This is a genomic window from Variovorax sp. GW822-FHT04E09 (assembly GCF_058800845.1).
Window position 1 is genome coordinate 129,256 of the sequence record NZ_JBXAMR010000002.1, and the last position, 13,683, is coordinate 142,938.

Genomic DNA, 13,683 nt, shown 5'->3' on the forward strand with positions numbered 1-13,683 from the left:
GCGAACCTTCCCTTACCCCAGACGCGGCTATGCCACGTGCACAGTCTCAGGCGCTCCCAGATTCGTGCACCTGTCGAGGATCGATCCTCCGTACCTGAAACTCGGTTTCCTGCCTTCGGAGGCCCCGCGCGATCACGCGCTCTCCCAGTCTCTTGAAGCACCCCGTCTTGGTCTCCACCAGGCTGCGGCGGTAATAGCCGATCCACTTCTTCCAGATTGAGCGGTGCGGTACTTCGCCCGCAGTGGCCTGCTCATTTTTCTAGCCTAACCATGATCGGGAGCCAATCCCGCGAGGTCATGCGACAACGCCCGCCAATATGGCCAAGCGAAGAAGATGGGGAGTGTCGTCAAGCTGTTCGCGTTGGATGATCTGTGGACGGCCTGTAGTCGATTGACGGACTGTGGGGAATGAGGATGCCTCAGCAAGGCCGGCTCGGGGCCTCGCTGAGGTGGCGCAATGGTCTCGCGCTGCTGCCGCCTCGCTAGTTTGATCTAGTCAGCAGGGGCATGCGTTTGCAACTCGCTCACTCGATCGAAGATTGTTTGCGGCAAGTCATGCTTGGTGAAAAACCCGAAACGACGCTCGACGGCTAGGCCATCAACGCCAAGGGTATTGGCCTATACGCGTGCAGTGCTCTGTAAGAGAGTCTTGGATACGGTATACGCCTCCAAACTGGTAGGGCCTCCTTCTCGGGCGATCCCGCTGTCCTTGACCCCCCCGAACGGGGTGTCTGCACCGCCAGCGCCGAAATGGTTGATGGATACCACACCGCATTCCAGCTCGCGTCCAATCCGGTCGGCTTCGTGCAGGGAGTTTGTGAAGGCGTAAGCGGATAGGCCGACGGGCAAGCTGTTCGCGATCTCGAGCGCCTCATCGAGGTGGTCGAATGCTACGCAGGCTCCGAGGGGGCCAAATGGCTCGACTTGCATCGAATCCGAGTCGATGGGCGCTTCGGCAATCAGGGTGGGGGCAAAAAAATATCCCCGGCTGCCGATGCGATGGCCGCCAGCGGCGATGCGAGCTCCTCTTGCCTTCGCATCTTCGACAATGGTCTGCAGGGCGGCCAACCTCCGCGCGTTCGCGACCGGTCCCATCTGACTATGTGGGTCGAATCCGTCACCAACCTGAATCTGCTGCGCCGCAGCGGCAAAGGAGTTTACGAATGCTTCATACGCTTTTCGGTGAACAAGGAAGCGTGTGGGCGAAGCGCAGATCTGCCCCGCAAGCCGCATCTTTGCCACTGCAGCCTGGCGTCCAAGCTTCGCGGCGTCTACATCCTCGCAGACTAGAACGGGAGCATTGCCGCCAAGTTCCATCAGGACCGGCTTCATTGCTGCTCCGGCTAGCTGTGTGATCTGTTTCCCAACGCCGACGGATCCTGTCAATGTCACCATGCGAACGGAGGGTGATGCGATGAGTGTGGACGAAATGTAGCCAGGGTCACCAAACACCAGGTTCAGTACGCCAGCTGGCAGTCCTGCTTCTTCGAAGCACTGAGCTAGCAAAACGGCGGCTCCGGGTGTTTCTTCCGCCGCCTTGAGGATGATGGAACACCCGGCCGCAAGGGCGCCACTGACTTTGCGTGCCGGCGCGCTGAGTGGAACGTTCCATGGGGTGAATGCGGCGACAGGTCCGATAGGCTGGCGCACGATCAGCTTTTGCATCCCCGGCTCTGTCGGAAGGATCATTCCGTAAGTTCGCGGGGCTTCTGCCATATCCCATTCGAAGAAGCTGATCGCGCGATCAACTTCCGCCTCCGCGTCGGCAAGCGGCTTTCCATGCTCTTGAGTGATCGTGCTGGCCACGAGTTTGCGACGAGACCGAAGCAGCTCCAGCGCACGATGGATCACCTGGACACGCGAGTGAACGGGCGTATCGCGCCATAGCCTGAAACCTCGTTCGGCGGACGCGATCGCGCGTGAGAGATCGTCTGGGCTGGCGTGCGGAACGGTCGCGAGACTGCTCTCATCACTTGGGTTGCGCACCTCGAGTTGTGACGTTTCTTGGAAGGTCCAACCGCCGTCGATGAACAGTCCAATGCGCGGATAAGGTAAGCGTTTTTCGGTGTTCATTGATTTGTCAGTTTCGTTTTTGTCAGACGAGATTTCTAGAGTGAGATCGAGTCTGTTCAATGTTTGTGCAGTCGTCTTGCCGGCATCCGTCTCAGCAGTTGCTGTCCAGACGGTAGAGGCGTTTGGCGGTATCCGAAAAAAGCAGCCGTCTTTCATCGGCAGAGCACCCGGCCGTGATCCTCTTGAACATGTTCCATAGAACGCCGTATGTCATGCCTGCCTTTTCCACAGGGAAGTTTGAAGACACCATGCAGCGGCCGGCACCAAATAGCTCGATGCAAGGTTCGAGGTACGGTCGCCATAGCGATGCCAGCTCTTCAGAGGAGGGGGGCTTCGCGGCGGAGGTGAAATCGAAGTTACCTAAGCACATTAGTAGCCCGCCTAGCTTGACCGAAACGTTCGGGCATTGTGAGAGATGCTTCATGTCCCTCAACCAGGACGCACGTATTTCGGCCTCCTTTCCGTGGTAGGAGGAAAAGCCTACCGGGCTGCCTGTATGAACCAGCACGATGCTCACGTTCGGATGCGCCCGCGCCAGCGCCGCGACATCGCGGATCTGTGGGTGGAAGATGCTCGCTTCGAAAAGCAAACCCTTCTCAGCGAGCAGCGAAATACCCTCGCCGAACTCAGGTCGAAGGTACAAGCCCGGGCCATCCGCGCAGAAGGAACCCCGCACTACGGGATCAGGATCCCACTTGGCGCGCTGCCGGATGCCGCGAAGCCGTCCGTTGGAAGCCTCGATATGCGCATCGACAGTCTCGCGCACCAAGCTTCCAAGGGTTAGGTCGGCGAAGCCAACGATTGCCGCGGCGCAGTGGACTGACGTGTAGCGGCCGCTGGCGGCCATCGCAGCCTGCCCAACGGCAAACTCGGTTTCCCCGACAGCTTTCAGGTTGTCTGGCCCGCTTACGCGATACATCGTGCTGCATTCGACGAAGACTGTGGCTTCGATTTTGTGCCCGCTCGTCGCCACGTCCTTCGCGAAATCCTCGACGAAGTACCTATTTCCGCCGTGATGCCAGAAGTGGACGTGTGGATCGACAATCGGCAGGTCCGGCTCAAGGGCAACTTCGGACTCCGCCTTCGCGAGCCACTCCTCGTTAGGGACGCGCGGGCTGCCGAACACGCCCGGATCAGTTGAATCACTCATGCTTTTTCTTCGCCCTCTTCAAACCTCGGATGCTTCACTCCTTGGGAATATTGAGCTCCTCAATGAGCTTGGAGGAGTCGGCCACATCTTTCGCGACGTATTCGCGGAACTCGGCCGGGGTCATGAATGACGGGTCGACGCCGTCCGCGTGAAACCGGTCCACCAATTCCTTGCTGCTCGTCGCGTACTTCAGCGCTTCGGAGAGTTTCTCGACGACCTCCTTCGGCGTGCCGGCTTTTACGATCAGGCCTAGCCAGTAGGAGTAGGTCATATCGATGCCCTGCTCGACCAGGGTCGGCACGTTCGGCAGAACGCTGATGCGGGATGAGCCGGTGACCGCAAGGGCGCGCATTTTCCCGGAGCTGATGTAGGGGGCGCTGCCAGCATAGCCGTCGGTCATTAGGCCGACACGCCCGGAAATGACATCGGGATAAGCTGCTGCTGCGCCCTTGTATGGAACATGCATGACGGTCACTCCAGCCTTCTTCATCAGCATCGCCGCAGCGAGATGAGGGGAGCTACCTATTCCAGGCGAGGCATAGGACAACTGTGACGTACCTGCTCGCGCCAGGAAGTCTTTGAGTGTCTTGTCCGGCTGCGCCGCGCCAAGTTCTACAACGACGGCACCACGAACCATCGGGCCCAGCGGGATGAAGTCCTTGAGGGGATCGTAGCCGGGGTTCAGTTTCAGGGCTGGCTGCGATGAAAAAACGTTCGATTGCGCAAGAATGGTATAGCCATCTGCGGGCGCGTCCTTCACCAAACGAGTGCCGAGGACCGTATCTCCCCCGGGCCGATTGTCCACGATGATGCTTTGACCCAGCTTCTCACTCATCTTGATCGCTACCAGACGCGTCGTCATGTCCATGGCGCCGCCCGCCGGGACGGGAACGATGATGCGGATGGGTTTCGTGGGATAGTTCTGTGCCCACGCGGGTAGTGTTGCAGCCACGCTGGTCACGAGCACGGTCAAGCCGCGCATCAAGACTGTTTTCTTCATATTTTTGTCTCCTCGCAAGCCCTTAGTTATCCCCGCACGACGACGTCGGCGAGTTGCTCGTAAACTTTCATCACCGCGACGCCGTCCTCGTTGCCGAGGCCGGCCGCGCGGGCAATCTGGTACACCTGCTGTGCAAGATTGCCCATTAGTAGAGGCACCTTCAGCGACTTCGCAAGCTGGGTTTGCAGCTCCACGTCCTTGTAGGTGATGTCCAAGCGAATGCCGTCAAAGTCGCGCTTGAGAACCCGCGGTGCCATGTATTCGAACGCCACGCTGTTCCCAGTAGCCCGCAGGATTGAATCGACCATCAACTTGGGGTCGAGTCCAGCCTTGGTCCCGAGCGCCAGGGCCTCCGCGCAGAGTACCCATCCCACCTGGCACAGCATGTTGTTGATAAGCTTCATCGTCGTGCCCTGACCGATCTGCCCGAAATGCACAATCTCGGATGCCATCGTTTCGAGTACTGGCAAGGACTTCTCGAGATGGGTAGCGCTTCCTCCCACATATGCTTTCAACGTGCCAGCGATCGCGCCTTTCTGCATGCCGCTCACCGGAGCGTCGATCAGGCCGATACCCTTGGTGGCGAGCTTCGCATGCATCGCGCGAAGTACTGCCGGATCAATCGTGCTCATCGAGATGATCACGTCGCCCTCTCGCATACCTTCAATCAGCCCTCCAGGACCGACGATGACCTCCTCCGCCTGTGCAGTGGTATCTACCATCGACACGACGATGCTTGCCTGCCTGGCCACATCCGCAGGCCCGGAGGAGGCACGGCCGCCGAGGCTGCAGATGCCATCCAACGTTTCCTTGAGAATGTCGTAAGCCACCAAGGATCGCCCTTTCTTTAGGATATTGGTGGCCATGGGATAGCCCATCATTCCGAGGCCAATGAAGCCTACGGTTTCGGTGCGATTGATTTTGTTCATGCGTTCTCCTATTGAAATATTTCGTCTTCGGGCGTGGCAATGCCTGCCTTGTTTGGGTTCGGCATCAATACAGCCCGCAACGCGCGTCCGGCAGTACTCAGTGATTGGGCTTCTTGTAGATCGTGTCGGGCTTTCCGAGGATGTCCGGTTCATGTACCAGCGCAACCCAGTCGGACGGGGCGACGTCCTCAATGCCGACGGAAATCCATTCTTCCGGGCATTGCAATGTGGACATGACCACGCGCGTCAACTCTTTCGCCAGTTTTTCCTTCTGCTGTTGGGTGCGACCGGCGTACATCTTCACGACTACGTGGGGCATTCGATTTCCTTTTAGTGCATGGGGAACGCACCAAATGTAGGAGTGCACAGATGCCGCGACTAGCTGGCAGAATCCGCATGCACTTATCGATCTGTCGAAGAAATGGCACGCGAAGACATACACGACCTAGTCTCTTTCGTGGCCGTAGCCCGCGAACGCAGCTTTACCCGGGCGGCAGCTCAGTTGGGTATTTCGCAATCGACGCTCAGTCACACCATCCGCACAATGGAGGAGCGACTGGGTGTCAGATTGCTCACGCGTACCACTCGCAGCGTCTCGTCTACAGAGGCGGGCGAGCGTCTGTTGCAAACTGTGGCTCCGCGTTTCGAAGAGATCGAAGCGGCGCTGGCCGCGCTAGTGGATTCGCGAGAAAAGCCTGCGGGGACCATCAAGATCACCGCGACCGACTACGCTGCGAACACATTGGTCTGGCCGAAGTTGGCCAAGACGATGCATGCCTACCCCGACATCAAGGTCGAAGTGGTCTCCGACTATGCGTTGACGGACATCGTGGCGGAGCGCTTCGATATTGGCGTGCGCTGGGGTGACATGGTCGCACGGGACATGATTGCCGTACGTATCGGACCGGATCGTCGAATGGTGATTGTTGGCGCCCCATCGTATCTTGCGCGGCGGAAATCTCCGACGACACCGCAAGAGCTTGTGGATCACGTTTGCATCAATCACCGGCTTCCTACGAGCGGTGGCGTGTTGGCGTGGGTATTGCGCCAGGGCAAGAGGGAGATGCAAGTCCGTGTGGATGGACAGTTCACTTTTGGTAGCGCTTTTCAGACCAGGGACGCTGCCTTGGCGGGCTATGGACTGGCCTATGTCCCGGAAGATCTGGTGTTGCCCTATGTGGAAGCAGGGCAGTTGCAACAGGTACTGGAAGACTGGTATCCCATCTTTCCCGGACATCATGCCTACTACCCGAGTCGGCGTCAGCCCTCGCGTGCGCTTCAGATTGTGATCGACGCGTTGCGCCATCGCACTTGAGACTTGATCATTCCTCCGCCGCGGCCGGAAGCGTGTGCTTCTTCGCGCCAGTCTGTCCGAATCCTTCGACGCATTTGCCCTGCTGCACGTCTTCCTATCAGACAGTCTGACTATTCAATCGCGTAGCGGCATCCCCTAGCGCGTGTGGAGTTGGAAATTCGGTGACCCATTCTTGAGCACCGAGGTTTGTCGTGTGCCGTGTGTACTCGACGAGACTGCTGTGGGCGGAAGCCCCAAAGCGACACTGATTTTGACGGCCACCGAGTGTGAGGTGCTCAAGGCCTTGGCATTGCGGTGCAAGACGGCAAGGTGGTCGCAGAGCCCTGCGCGTCACGCTGCAGCGGGTCAGCAAGTGGCAAGCGTGGTTCGTCGAACATCGACTCGATAGCTTGCTGAGCGCGCCGCGCTCTGGTGTGGTCAAAAACGATTGACGATAACCCGGTAGCCACAGGCTCGCAGGCCCATTCGGCCTCACCCACGGCGCGGACTGGCTTCGCCGCCGCCAGTTGATTCGGATTAGCGCCGCTTCGGGCTTGGCGGGGGTGTCACGCGCAGCGCGTTAACTACCAGCGAAAACGCGGGGGAGGGCTGTCGGCGGGTCGCGTAGTACAGGTAGTAGCCCGAGAACGGCGGGCACCAGTCCTCCAGCACGCGCACCAGTCGACCTTCCTCAAGGTGCGGTGCGAACTCGTCTTCGGGCAAGAATGCAATGCCCAGTCCTGCCACCGCCGCATCCACCATACTGGGCGACGTGTTGAAGATGAGTTGCCCGTCCACCCGCACATTCAGCGACCGGCCGCGGCGCTCGAAGTCCCAGATGTAGAGACCACCTGCAGTCTGCATACGCATGTTGATGCAATTGTGATTCATCAGGTCGCTCGGCCCCTTGGGCATGGGATTCGCAGCGAAATACGCAGGCGAGGCGGCAACCGCCATGCGCAACTGCGGCCCGATCGGCACTGCAATCATGTCCTTGTCGATGGTGCCGCCCATACGCACGCCCGCATCAAAGCGGTCAGCCACAATGTCCCGGAATCCATAGTTGATGTCGAACTCGACTTTGATGTCGGGGTATTCGAGCAGCAGGGGCGTGAGCTTGGGCAGCAGCGTCGTCCGAAGAATGTGCTCGCCACAGGTGATGCGCACCGTGCCGGCCGGCTTGTCCCGCATCTCTGTCAGTTCATCCAGTTCCGCATCGATCTCGTCGAAGCGGTGGCCGATGGCATTGAGCAAACGCTCGCCGGCAGCGGTGGGCGACACGCTGCGCGTGGTACGCGTGAGCAGCCGAATCTCCAGCCGTGCCTCCAGGCCGCTGATGGCTTGGCTGAGGGCCGATTGGGTGACGCCCAGCAGCGAGGCGGCGCGCGTGAAGCTGCCTTCCCGCGCCACCGTCACGAAAGAAAGGAGATCGTTGAGGTTGCGTTTGAGCATGACGGCAGTTTTACTGGGCTGATTGATTAATTGAGCTGATATGCCCTAGAAGTTTGCATTAGCTAGTCAAGCTGACTTCCAACCCCGAGCATCCCAGGCATGAAGTCGATACCGATGCCCCCGGGCTGGCCAAGATGCAAGCCCTGCCGGTTTCGTGACGCAACCGATGAAGGCGGAGAGAAGAATGGCAAATGCCGACCGAATACGCATCCATGGGGATGAAACCGTATCGCGCGGGCGCCGGAGCGTGATCCGCGGCGTTGCGGCACTGGCGGCGGCACCGCTGGCCTCGCTTCTGCCGGTCCTGCCGGCGTTCGCGCATCACGGGTGGCCTGGCTTCAACACGGACCACCTCATCTACATCGCGGGAACGGTCTCTTCGGATGGTGTCTGGGGTAATCCACACTCGCTCTTCGATGTAACTCTGGACAGCAACCTGCCTGCCCGCGCCCCCAAGCTGACGATTCCAAAGGAGTTGCAAGATCCCGAGGACAGTATCCGGGTCAATGCCGCTCTCTCGTACAAGGGCCCCCACAAGAAGCTGGAGATCATCATTGCGCCGCCGTCGTGGTCGGGCAGGTGGGGTCTGGGTCGTGCGCTGAAGATCGGGGAGCGTTTCCAGGCGGTCGGCTACATCAATCGGACAGACGACAGTCTGTTTCGGCCGGTTGTGTTCTGGTACGGGCATGACGCAGTGTCTGTGAACCAGGTGCTCGGTAACGCGCTCCCGGTACGAGCGCCGCTGCCGAGATAAGGCTTCTGCGACAGATGCAACCAGCAGGCCAGAAGCCGCAGTGCAAGACTCCGGAGGTTGGGTGATGTGGGCCGTGTTCGGGATCATCGTCGCCGCAGCAAATACGGGCGGCTTACGCCGCCTGCGCCACTGCACCGAGCGGAATTGAACGGACTATGCCCGACTTGCTCAACTCGTTGCTGAAGCTGTTGCAAGGCTCTGCGCTCGGAGAGGCGGTGCGGAGCGCCGAATACCTCTATCCCGTGCTTGAAGCCAGCCATATTCTTGGGATCGCTCTCCTTGTCGGTCCGGCTTTCACCTTCGACCTTCGGTTGCTGGGAGTCGGACGCCGCGTCGTGTCCGTAACGACAGCCGCGCGCAATCTGCTGCCCATCTCCCACATCGGCTTTGCCATCGTCATTATCACGGGCATCGCACTGCTCAGCGCGCAGGCGACCGTGGTTGCTGGCACCGGAGCTGCGCCGTGGAAGCTCGGCCTCTTGATCCTCGCTTGTCTCAACGTGCTGGTGTTCCACTGCGGCATCTACCGCCGCGTCAATGAATGGACGGATGCCGCTGCGACCCCGTTCGCCGCCCGCGTTGGGGCACGCGTGTCACTGATCGCATGGACTGGCGTGATCTTCGCTGGCCGGCTCCTCGCTTACACGTGATCCTCGGAGCGTCGGGATCGACTCCAACCTCTGTCTGTTGTTCGACCAGAACGGCATTTCTAGATGATTGATTAGTGGGGCTAATATTGCATAGAAGATTGCATTAGCTAGTAAAGCTGACTTCCAAGCCCCAACATTCAAGGAATGAAGTAGTCCATGCCGATGCCCTTGGGCTGGCCAAGACGCCGAGCCTTGAGCTTCATAGCCCGCGTCGACTTTGTCGCCGCACGCATCCCCTCCTATTGCCGTGCTCGCTGGACAGTGCGGCGTTTCCCACAGACATCCGGGCAAAGAACGAAGAATTTCATGACGATTCAAGCAGGTGAGACTCAGGCAGCTACCTTTTCTGCCCAACACGGCGCCGAAGCTAAGCCCGCCAACTGGAGTGGTGTGTTTGCGATGTCGCTGTGCGTCTTCGCACTGATTGCATCCGAGTTCATGCCGGTTAGTCTGCTGACGCCGATCGCTACAGATCTCCACGTTACTGAGGGGATGGCGGGCCAGGGCATTGCGATCTCTGGCGCATTCGCAGTGCTGACCAGTCTGTCGATCTCCGCGCTGGCCGGCAGCATGAACCGAAAGACGCTGCTGCTGGCGTTGACGGCGCTGATGGCTGTGTCCGGCGCCGTGGTGGCGATGGCGCCGAACTACCTGATCTACATGGTTGGTCGTGCGCTCATCGGCATAGTCATCGGCGGCTTTTGGGCCATGTCTGCGGCGACGGCCATGCGCCTGGTGCCCGTCAGCCAGGTGCCGCGTGCGCTGGCAATTTTTAATGGCGGCAACGCGCTGGCGACGGTGATTGCCGCTCCGCTGGGCAGCTACCTCGGCTCCGTCATGGGCTGGCGTGGCGCTTTCTTCTGCCTGGTGCCGGTGGCGGCGGTTGCTCTGGCCTGGCAGTGGATCAGTCTGCCAGCCATGCGGGCGCAGCAGCGCCCGCCGGGTTCTGGCAACGTGTTCAAGGTGCTGGGCAGTCGCCCCGTTGCCTTGGGCATGGCCGCATGCGGCGCCTTCTTCATGGGCCAGTTCGCCTTATTCACCTACGTGCGCCCGTTCCTCGAAACAGTGACGCACGTGAGCGTGTCCACGCTGTCGCTCATCCTGCTGGTGATTGGCGTGGCTGGTTTCGTCGGCACGGCGCTGATTGGCTCCATCCTTAAGCGTGGCCTGTACAGCACGCTGATCGTCATTCCAATCCTGATGGCACTTATCGCCCTGGCGTTGATTCCCACGGGAGTCCGGGTCGCGGCTGTCGTGGTGCTGCTGGGGCTGTGGGGCCTGATGGCGACTTCGGCCCCGGTAGGCTGGTGGAGCTGGATTGCTGAAGCCATGCCGCACAACGCGGAGGCCGGAGGTGGCCTGATGGTGGCGGTGATCCAGTTGGCGATTGCCCTGGGCTCGACCGTAGGCGGCCTGCTGTTCGACTCGACGGGCTACCGCAGCACTTTTATGGCGAGTGCCGCCGTGCTGCTGTTCGCGGCTCTCCTCGCCTTCCTGACCTCGCGTTCGCAAGTCCGGCAAGCGGTCTAAGCCGCACGTCACACCAGGAGAACCTATGGCCACGAGCCCCAGTACCCCTCGCAACGTCGGCCACCAACCGGCGATTGAGCATCGCCCCACGCGCAGCTTGAGGGCCATACGACCGCTGAGCCTGCTGTGCGGTCTATTCGTCCTCGGCGGGTGTGACGCTGCCCAGCCGGGAGCCTCTGCAGCTCCCACCGCCACTGCGGCGGTAATCGTCCAACCGGAGGAATCTCGCATGTGGATGACCGTCGGCGAACGCCGCTTCGCTATTACCCTGGCAGACACCGAAGCAGCCCGCGCCTTTGCCGCCATGCTGCCGCTCACGATCGACATGCCCGATCTCAACGACAACGAGAAGCACGCGGAGTTGCCGAAGCCGCTGCCGACCAATGCCAGCAGGCCAGGCACGATCGCCACCGGCGATCTGATGTTGTATGGGGCGCGAACCCTGGTCGTCTTCTATCTGACCTTCAACTCGTCCTACTCGTACACCCGCCTTGGCCGTTTGGACGACCCTGCTGGCCTAGCACAGGCACTCGGCAGAGGCACTGCGCGGATAACGTTCTCCAAGAACTAACGCTCAATGCCTGAGGCAAGCGGATGGTTGGCCCGTATGTCCCATCAACCTGAAGGCGGCGGAAGTCGCCGCGCAGTCGGGACTGACCTATGCCGTTCTGCACCCATTGTGGCTGAACGACAAGCCGACCGAAGAGTTCCAGTTGGCCCGCAAAGGCGAGGTCTACAAGGGCACGGAAACCTCACGCGCGAGCATTGGCTGGCTCATCGCCGAGATCGTGAAAAACCCGCAGCTTCATGCCAACCAGAACTCGGGCATCAGCCAGCCCAAAACCGACGGCGACAGGCCAGCAGCGTACCGCTGAGCGAACGCTACTGACCCTGCCGGCCTATTCACCAAGCACACAACGGAGAAAGTCATGAACGAAGCGACCCTGAAAATCACGAATATCAGACGGCGCACGGCCCTAGAGGGCTTCGCCCAAGGTGCCATCTTTGCTGGCCTGGCCGCGACCCTCGGGAGCCAGACGGCGTTGGCGCAAACGCCTTCGCCCACGAACGCGGCGAGCGGCCTGCGGCTGACGCAGGAATGGGACAAGGTCTTCCCCAAGAGCGAGAAGGTCGATCACCAGAAGGTCACCTTCAAGAACCGCTACGGCATCACCCTCGCGGCTGACCTGTACTTGCCGAAGAACCGGCAGAACCAGCGGCTGGCGGCAATCGTCGTCGGCGGCCCGTTCGGCGCGGTGAAGGAGCAGTCCTCGGGCCTGTACGCGCAGATCATGGCCGAGCAAGGCTTCGCCACGCTGGCTTTCGACGGCTCCTATACCGGGGAAAGCGGCGGCGAGCCGCGCAACGTCGCCTCGCCGGACATCAATACCGAGGATTTCATGGCGGCGGTCGATTTCATCGGCCTCCAACGTTACGTCGATCGCGAGCGCATCGGCGTCATTGGGATCTGCGGTTGGGGCGGTTTCGCATTGAACGCTGTGGCTGCGGATAAGCGCGTCAAGGCCGTCGTCGCCAGCACCATGTATGACATGACGCGCGTCATGTCCAAGGGCTACAACGACAGCGTGACTTCCGAGCGGCGCGCGCAGACGCTGGAGCAGCTGAGCCGGCAGCGTTGGGAGGACGCTGCGAGCGAGAAGCCGGCGTACCAGCCGCCTTACAACAAGGAACTGAAGGGCGGCGAAGCGCAGTTCATGGTCGACTACCACGACTACTACATGACGCCACGCGGCTACCACCCGCGGGCGGTCAACTCCGGCAACGCCTGGACGATCACCACGCCGCTGTCGTTCATGAACATGCCGATCCTGAACTACATCAAGGAAATTTCGCCGCGCCCCATTTTGTTCGTGCACGGAGAGAAAGCCCACTCGCTCTATTTCGCCCAAACCGCCTATGCGGCCGCCGCGCAGCCGAAGGAACTTCTGATCGTCAAGGGCGCCAGCCACGTCGATCTGTACGACCGCGTGGACAAGATTCCCTTCGATGCAATGACCAGGTTCTTCAACAAGTACCTGCACCGCTGATCAGCTTCGGGGAATGCACATGAACATTTCCTACGACTTTAAAGGGCAGGTCGCGCTGGTCACCGGCGCGGCCTCCGGCATGGGCCTCCATACGGCGCGCGCATTCGCCAAGGCTGGAGCAGCCGTCACGTTGTCGGATGTGAGCGAAGCTGCCTTGCAGCAGGCCGTGGACCAGATCACCGCGGAGGGCGGCAAGGCAATCGGCGTGATGTGCGACGTCGCCGACGAGGCGCAGGTCGCCGCCATGGTGGAACGCACCGTCGCCGCTTTCGGGCGTCTGGACGCCGCGTTCAACAACGCAGGCATCCAGATTCCCGCTTCGGAGATCGCGGATCAGTCCATCGAGGACTACGACCGCATCAGCGCCATCAACCTGCGCGGCGTATGGGCCTGCATGAAGCACGAGTTGGCGCAGATGCGCAAGCAAGGCAGCGGTGCAATCGTCAACTGCTCGTCCATCGGCGGGCTCACCGGCAGGGCACTGATCGCCGCCTACCACGGCACCAAGCACGGCGTGATCGGGCTGACCCGCAGCGCGGCGCTCGAATACGCCACGCGTGGCGTGCGCGTCAATGCCGTATGCCCGGGAACGATCGACACGCCGATGGTCTCGTCCATGTTGGACAAGGGGATGCTGTCAATGGATGACCTGCTGCGCGACCTGCCGATGAAGCGCCTGGGGCGCGGCGAGGAAATCGCCGATGCAGTGCTCTGGCTGTGCAGCTCGGGCTCGACCTTCGTCACCGGCCAGGCCCTGGCTGTGGACGGCGGATTCACCGTGTACTGATGGCCACGCCGGCAAC

General features: G+C 60.7%; 14 protein-coding genes and 1 pseudogene. 8 read left to right on the plus strand and 7 right to left on the minus strand.

Translation table 11 applies throughout. The features are described from left to right. Positions 1–27 precede the first annotated feature (27 nt). The 6 genes and pseudogenes from AC1RL8_RS08055 to AC1RL8_RS08080 all read right to left on the minus strand — a co-directional run. Positions 28–223, minus strand: a pseudogene (locus AC1RL8_RS08055) (IS5/IS1182 family transposase); the annotation flags it as partial. A gap of 395 nt (positions 224–618) precedes the next feature. Further along, entirely contained in the window at positions 619–2,133 is a 1,515-nt protein-coding gene (locus tag AC1RL8_RS08060; protein WP_493196453.1) for an NAD-dependent succinate-semialdehyde dehydrogenase, read from the minus strand. 31 nt (positions 2,134–2,164) lie between these two features. Then, the gene (locus tag AC1RL8_RS08065) at positions 2,165–3,223 is read right to left on the minus strand and encodes an amidohydrolase family protein (protein WP_492684969.1); all 1,059 of its coding nucleotides are present in this window, start codon (positions 3,221–3,223) and stop codon (positions 2,165–2,167) included. A gap of 34 nt (positions 3,224–3,257) precedes the next feature. Continuing rightward, positions 3,258–4,223, minus strand: coding sequence for a Bug family tripartite tricarboxylate transporter substrate binding protein (locus tag AC1RL8_RS08070; RefSeq protein ID WP_492684970.1), 966 nt, complete (start codon positions 4,221–4,223; stop codon positions 3,258–3,260). Between the two features lie 26 nt (positions 4,224–4,249). Further along, positions 4,250–5,152 (minus strand): NAD(P)-dependent oxidoreductase, encoded by a 903-nt coding sequence (locus tag AC1RL8_RS08075; protein ID WP_492684971.1) that lies wholly within the window; start codon positions 5,150–5,152, stop codon positions 4,250–4,252. 97 nt (positions 5,153–5,249) lie between these two features. Further along, positions 5,250–5,471 (minus strand): tautomerase family protein, encoded by a 222-nt coding sequence (locus AC1RL8_RS08080; RefSeq protein ID WP_492684972.1) that lies wholly within the window; start codon positions 5,469–5,471, stop codon positions 5,250–5,252. 102 nt (positions 5,472–5,573) lie between these two features. Between AC1RL8_RS08080 and AC1RL8_RS08085 the strand changes: the two genes are divergently transcribed. After that, the gene (locus tag AC1RL8_RS08085; protein WP_492684973.1) at positions 5,574–6,467 is read left to right on the plus strand and encodes a LysR family transcriptional regulator; all 894 of its coding nucleotides are present in this window, start codon (positions 5,574–5,576) and stop codon (positions 6,465–6,467) included. Between the two features lie 516 nt (positions 6,468–6,983). On the opposite strand, the gene AC1RL8_RS08090 is transcribed toward AC1RL8_RS08085, so the two are convergent. Beyond that, on the minus strand, positions 6,984–7,898 hold the full coding sequence (locus AC1RL8_RS08090) for a LysR family transcriptional regulator (protein ID WP_492684974.1): 915 nt from the start codon (positions 7,896–7,898) through the stop codon (positions 6,984–6,986). Positions 7,899–8,082: 184 nt separating this feature from the next. On the opposite strand from AC1RL8_RS08090, the gene AC1RL8_RS08095 reads away from it, so the two are divergent. The 7 genes from AC1RL8_RS08095 to AC1RL8_RS08125 all read left to right on the plus strand — a co-directional run bounded on the left by AC1RL8_RS08095 (position 8,083) and on the right by AC1RL8_RS08125 (position 13,667). Next, positions 8,083–8,652 (plus strand): hypothetical protein, encoded by a 570-nt coding sequence (locus AC1RL8_RS08095; protein WP_492684975.1) that lies wholly within the window; start codon positions 8,083–8,085, stop codon positions 8,650–8,652. Between the two features lie 155 nt (positions 8,653–8,807). Next, positions 8,808–9,302: a DUF6644 family protein gene (locus AC1RL8_RS08100; protein ID WP_492684976.1), complete on the plus strand. Its 495-nt coding sequence runs from the start codon at positions 8,808–8,810 to the stop codon at positions 9,300–9,302. Between the two features lie 399 nt (positions 9,303–9,701). Further along, positions 9,702–10,832, plus strand: a complete 1,131-nt coding sequence (locus tag AC1RL8_RS08105) for an MFS transporter (RefSeq protein ID WP_492685696.1) — start codon at positions 9,702–9,704, stop codon at positions 10,830–10,832. 229 nt (positions 10,833–11,061) lie between these two features. Beyond that, on the plus strand, positions 11,062–11,403 hold the full coding sequence (locus tag AC1RL8_RS08110; RefSeq protein WP_492684977.1) for a cyclophilin-like fold protein: 342 nt from the start codon (positions 11,062–11,064) through the stop codon (positions 11,401–11,403). A 49-nt stretch (positions 11,404–11,452) separates the two neighbouring features. Then, complete coding sequence (locus AC1RL8_RS08115) at positions 11,453–11,707, plus strand: NAD(P)H-binding protein (RefSeq protein ID WP_492685697.1); 255 nt, start codon at positions 11,453–11,455, stop codon at positions 11,705–11,707. Between the two features lie 54 nt (positions 11,708–11,761). After that, on the plus strand, positions 11,762–12,880 hold the full coding sequence (locus tag AC1RL8_RS08120) for an alpha/beta hydrolase (RefSeq protein ID WP_492684978.1): 1,119 nt from the start codon (positions 11,762–11,764) through the stop codon (positions 12,878–12,880). 19 nt (positions 12,881–12,899) lie between these two features. Continuing rightward, complete coding sequence (locus tag AC1RL8_RS08125; protein ID WP_492684979.1) at positions 12,900–13,667, plus strand: glucose 1-dehydrogenase; 768 nt, start codon at positions 12,900–12,902, stop codon at positions 13,665–13,667. Positions 13,668–13,683 lie beyond the last annotated feature (16 nt).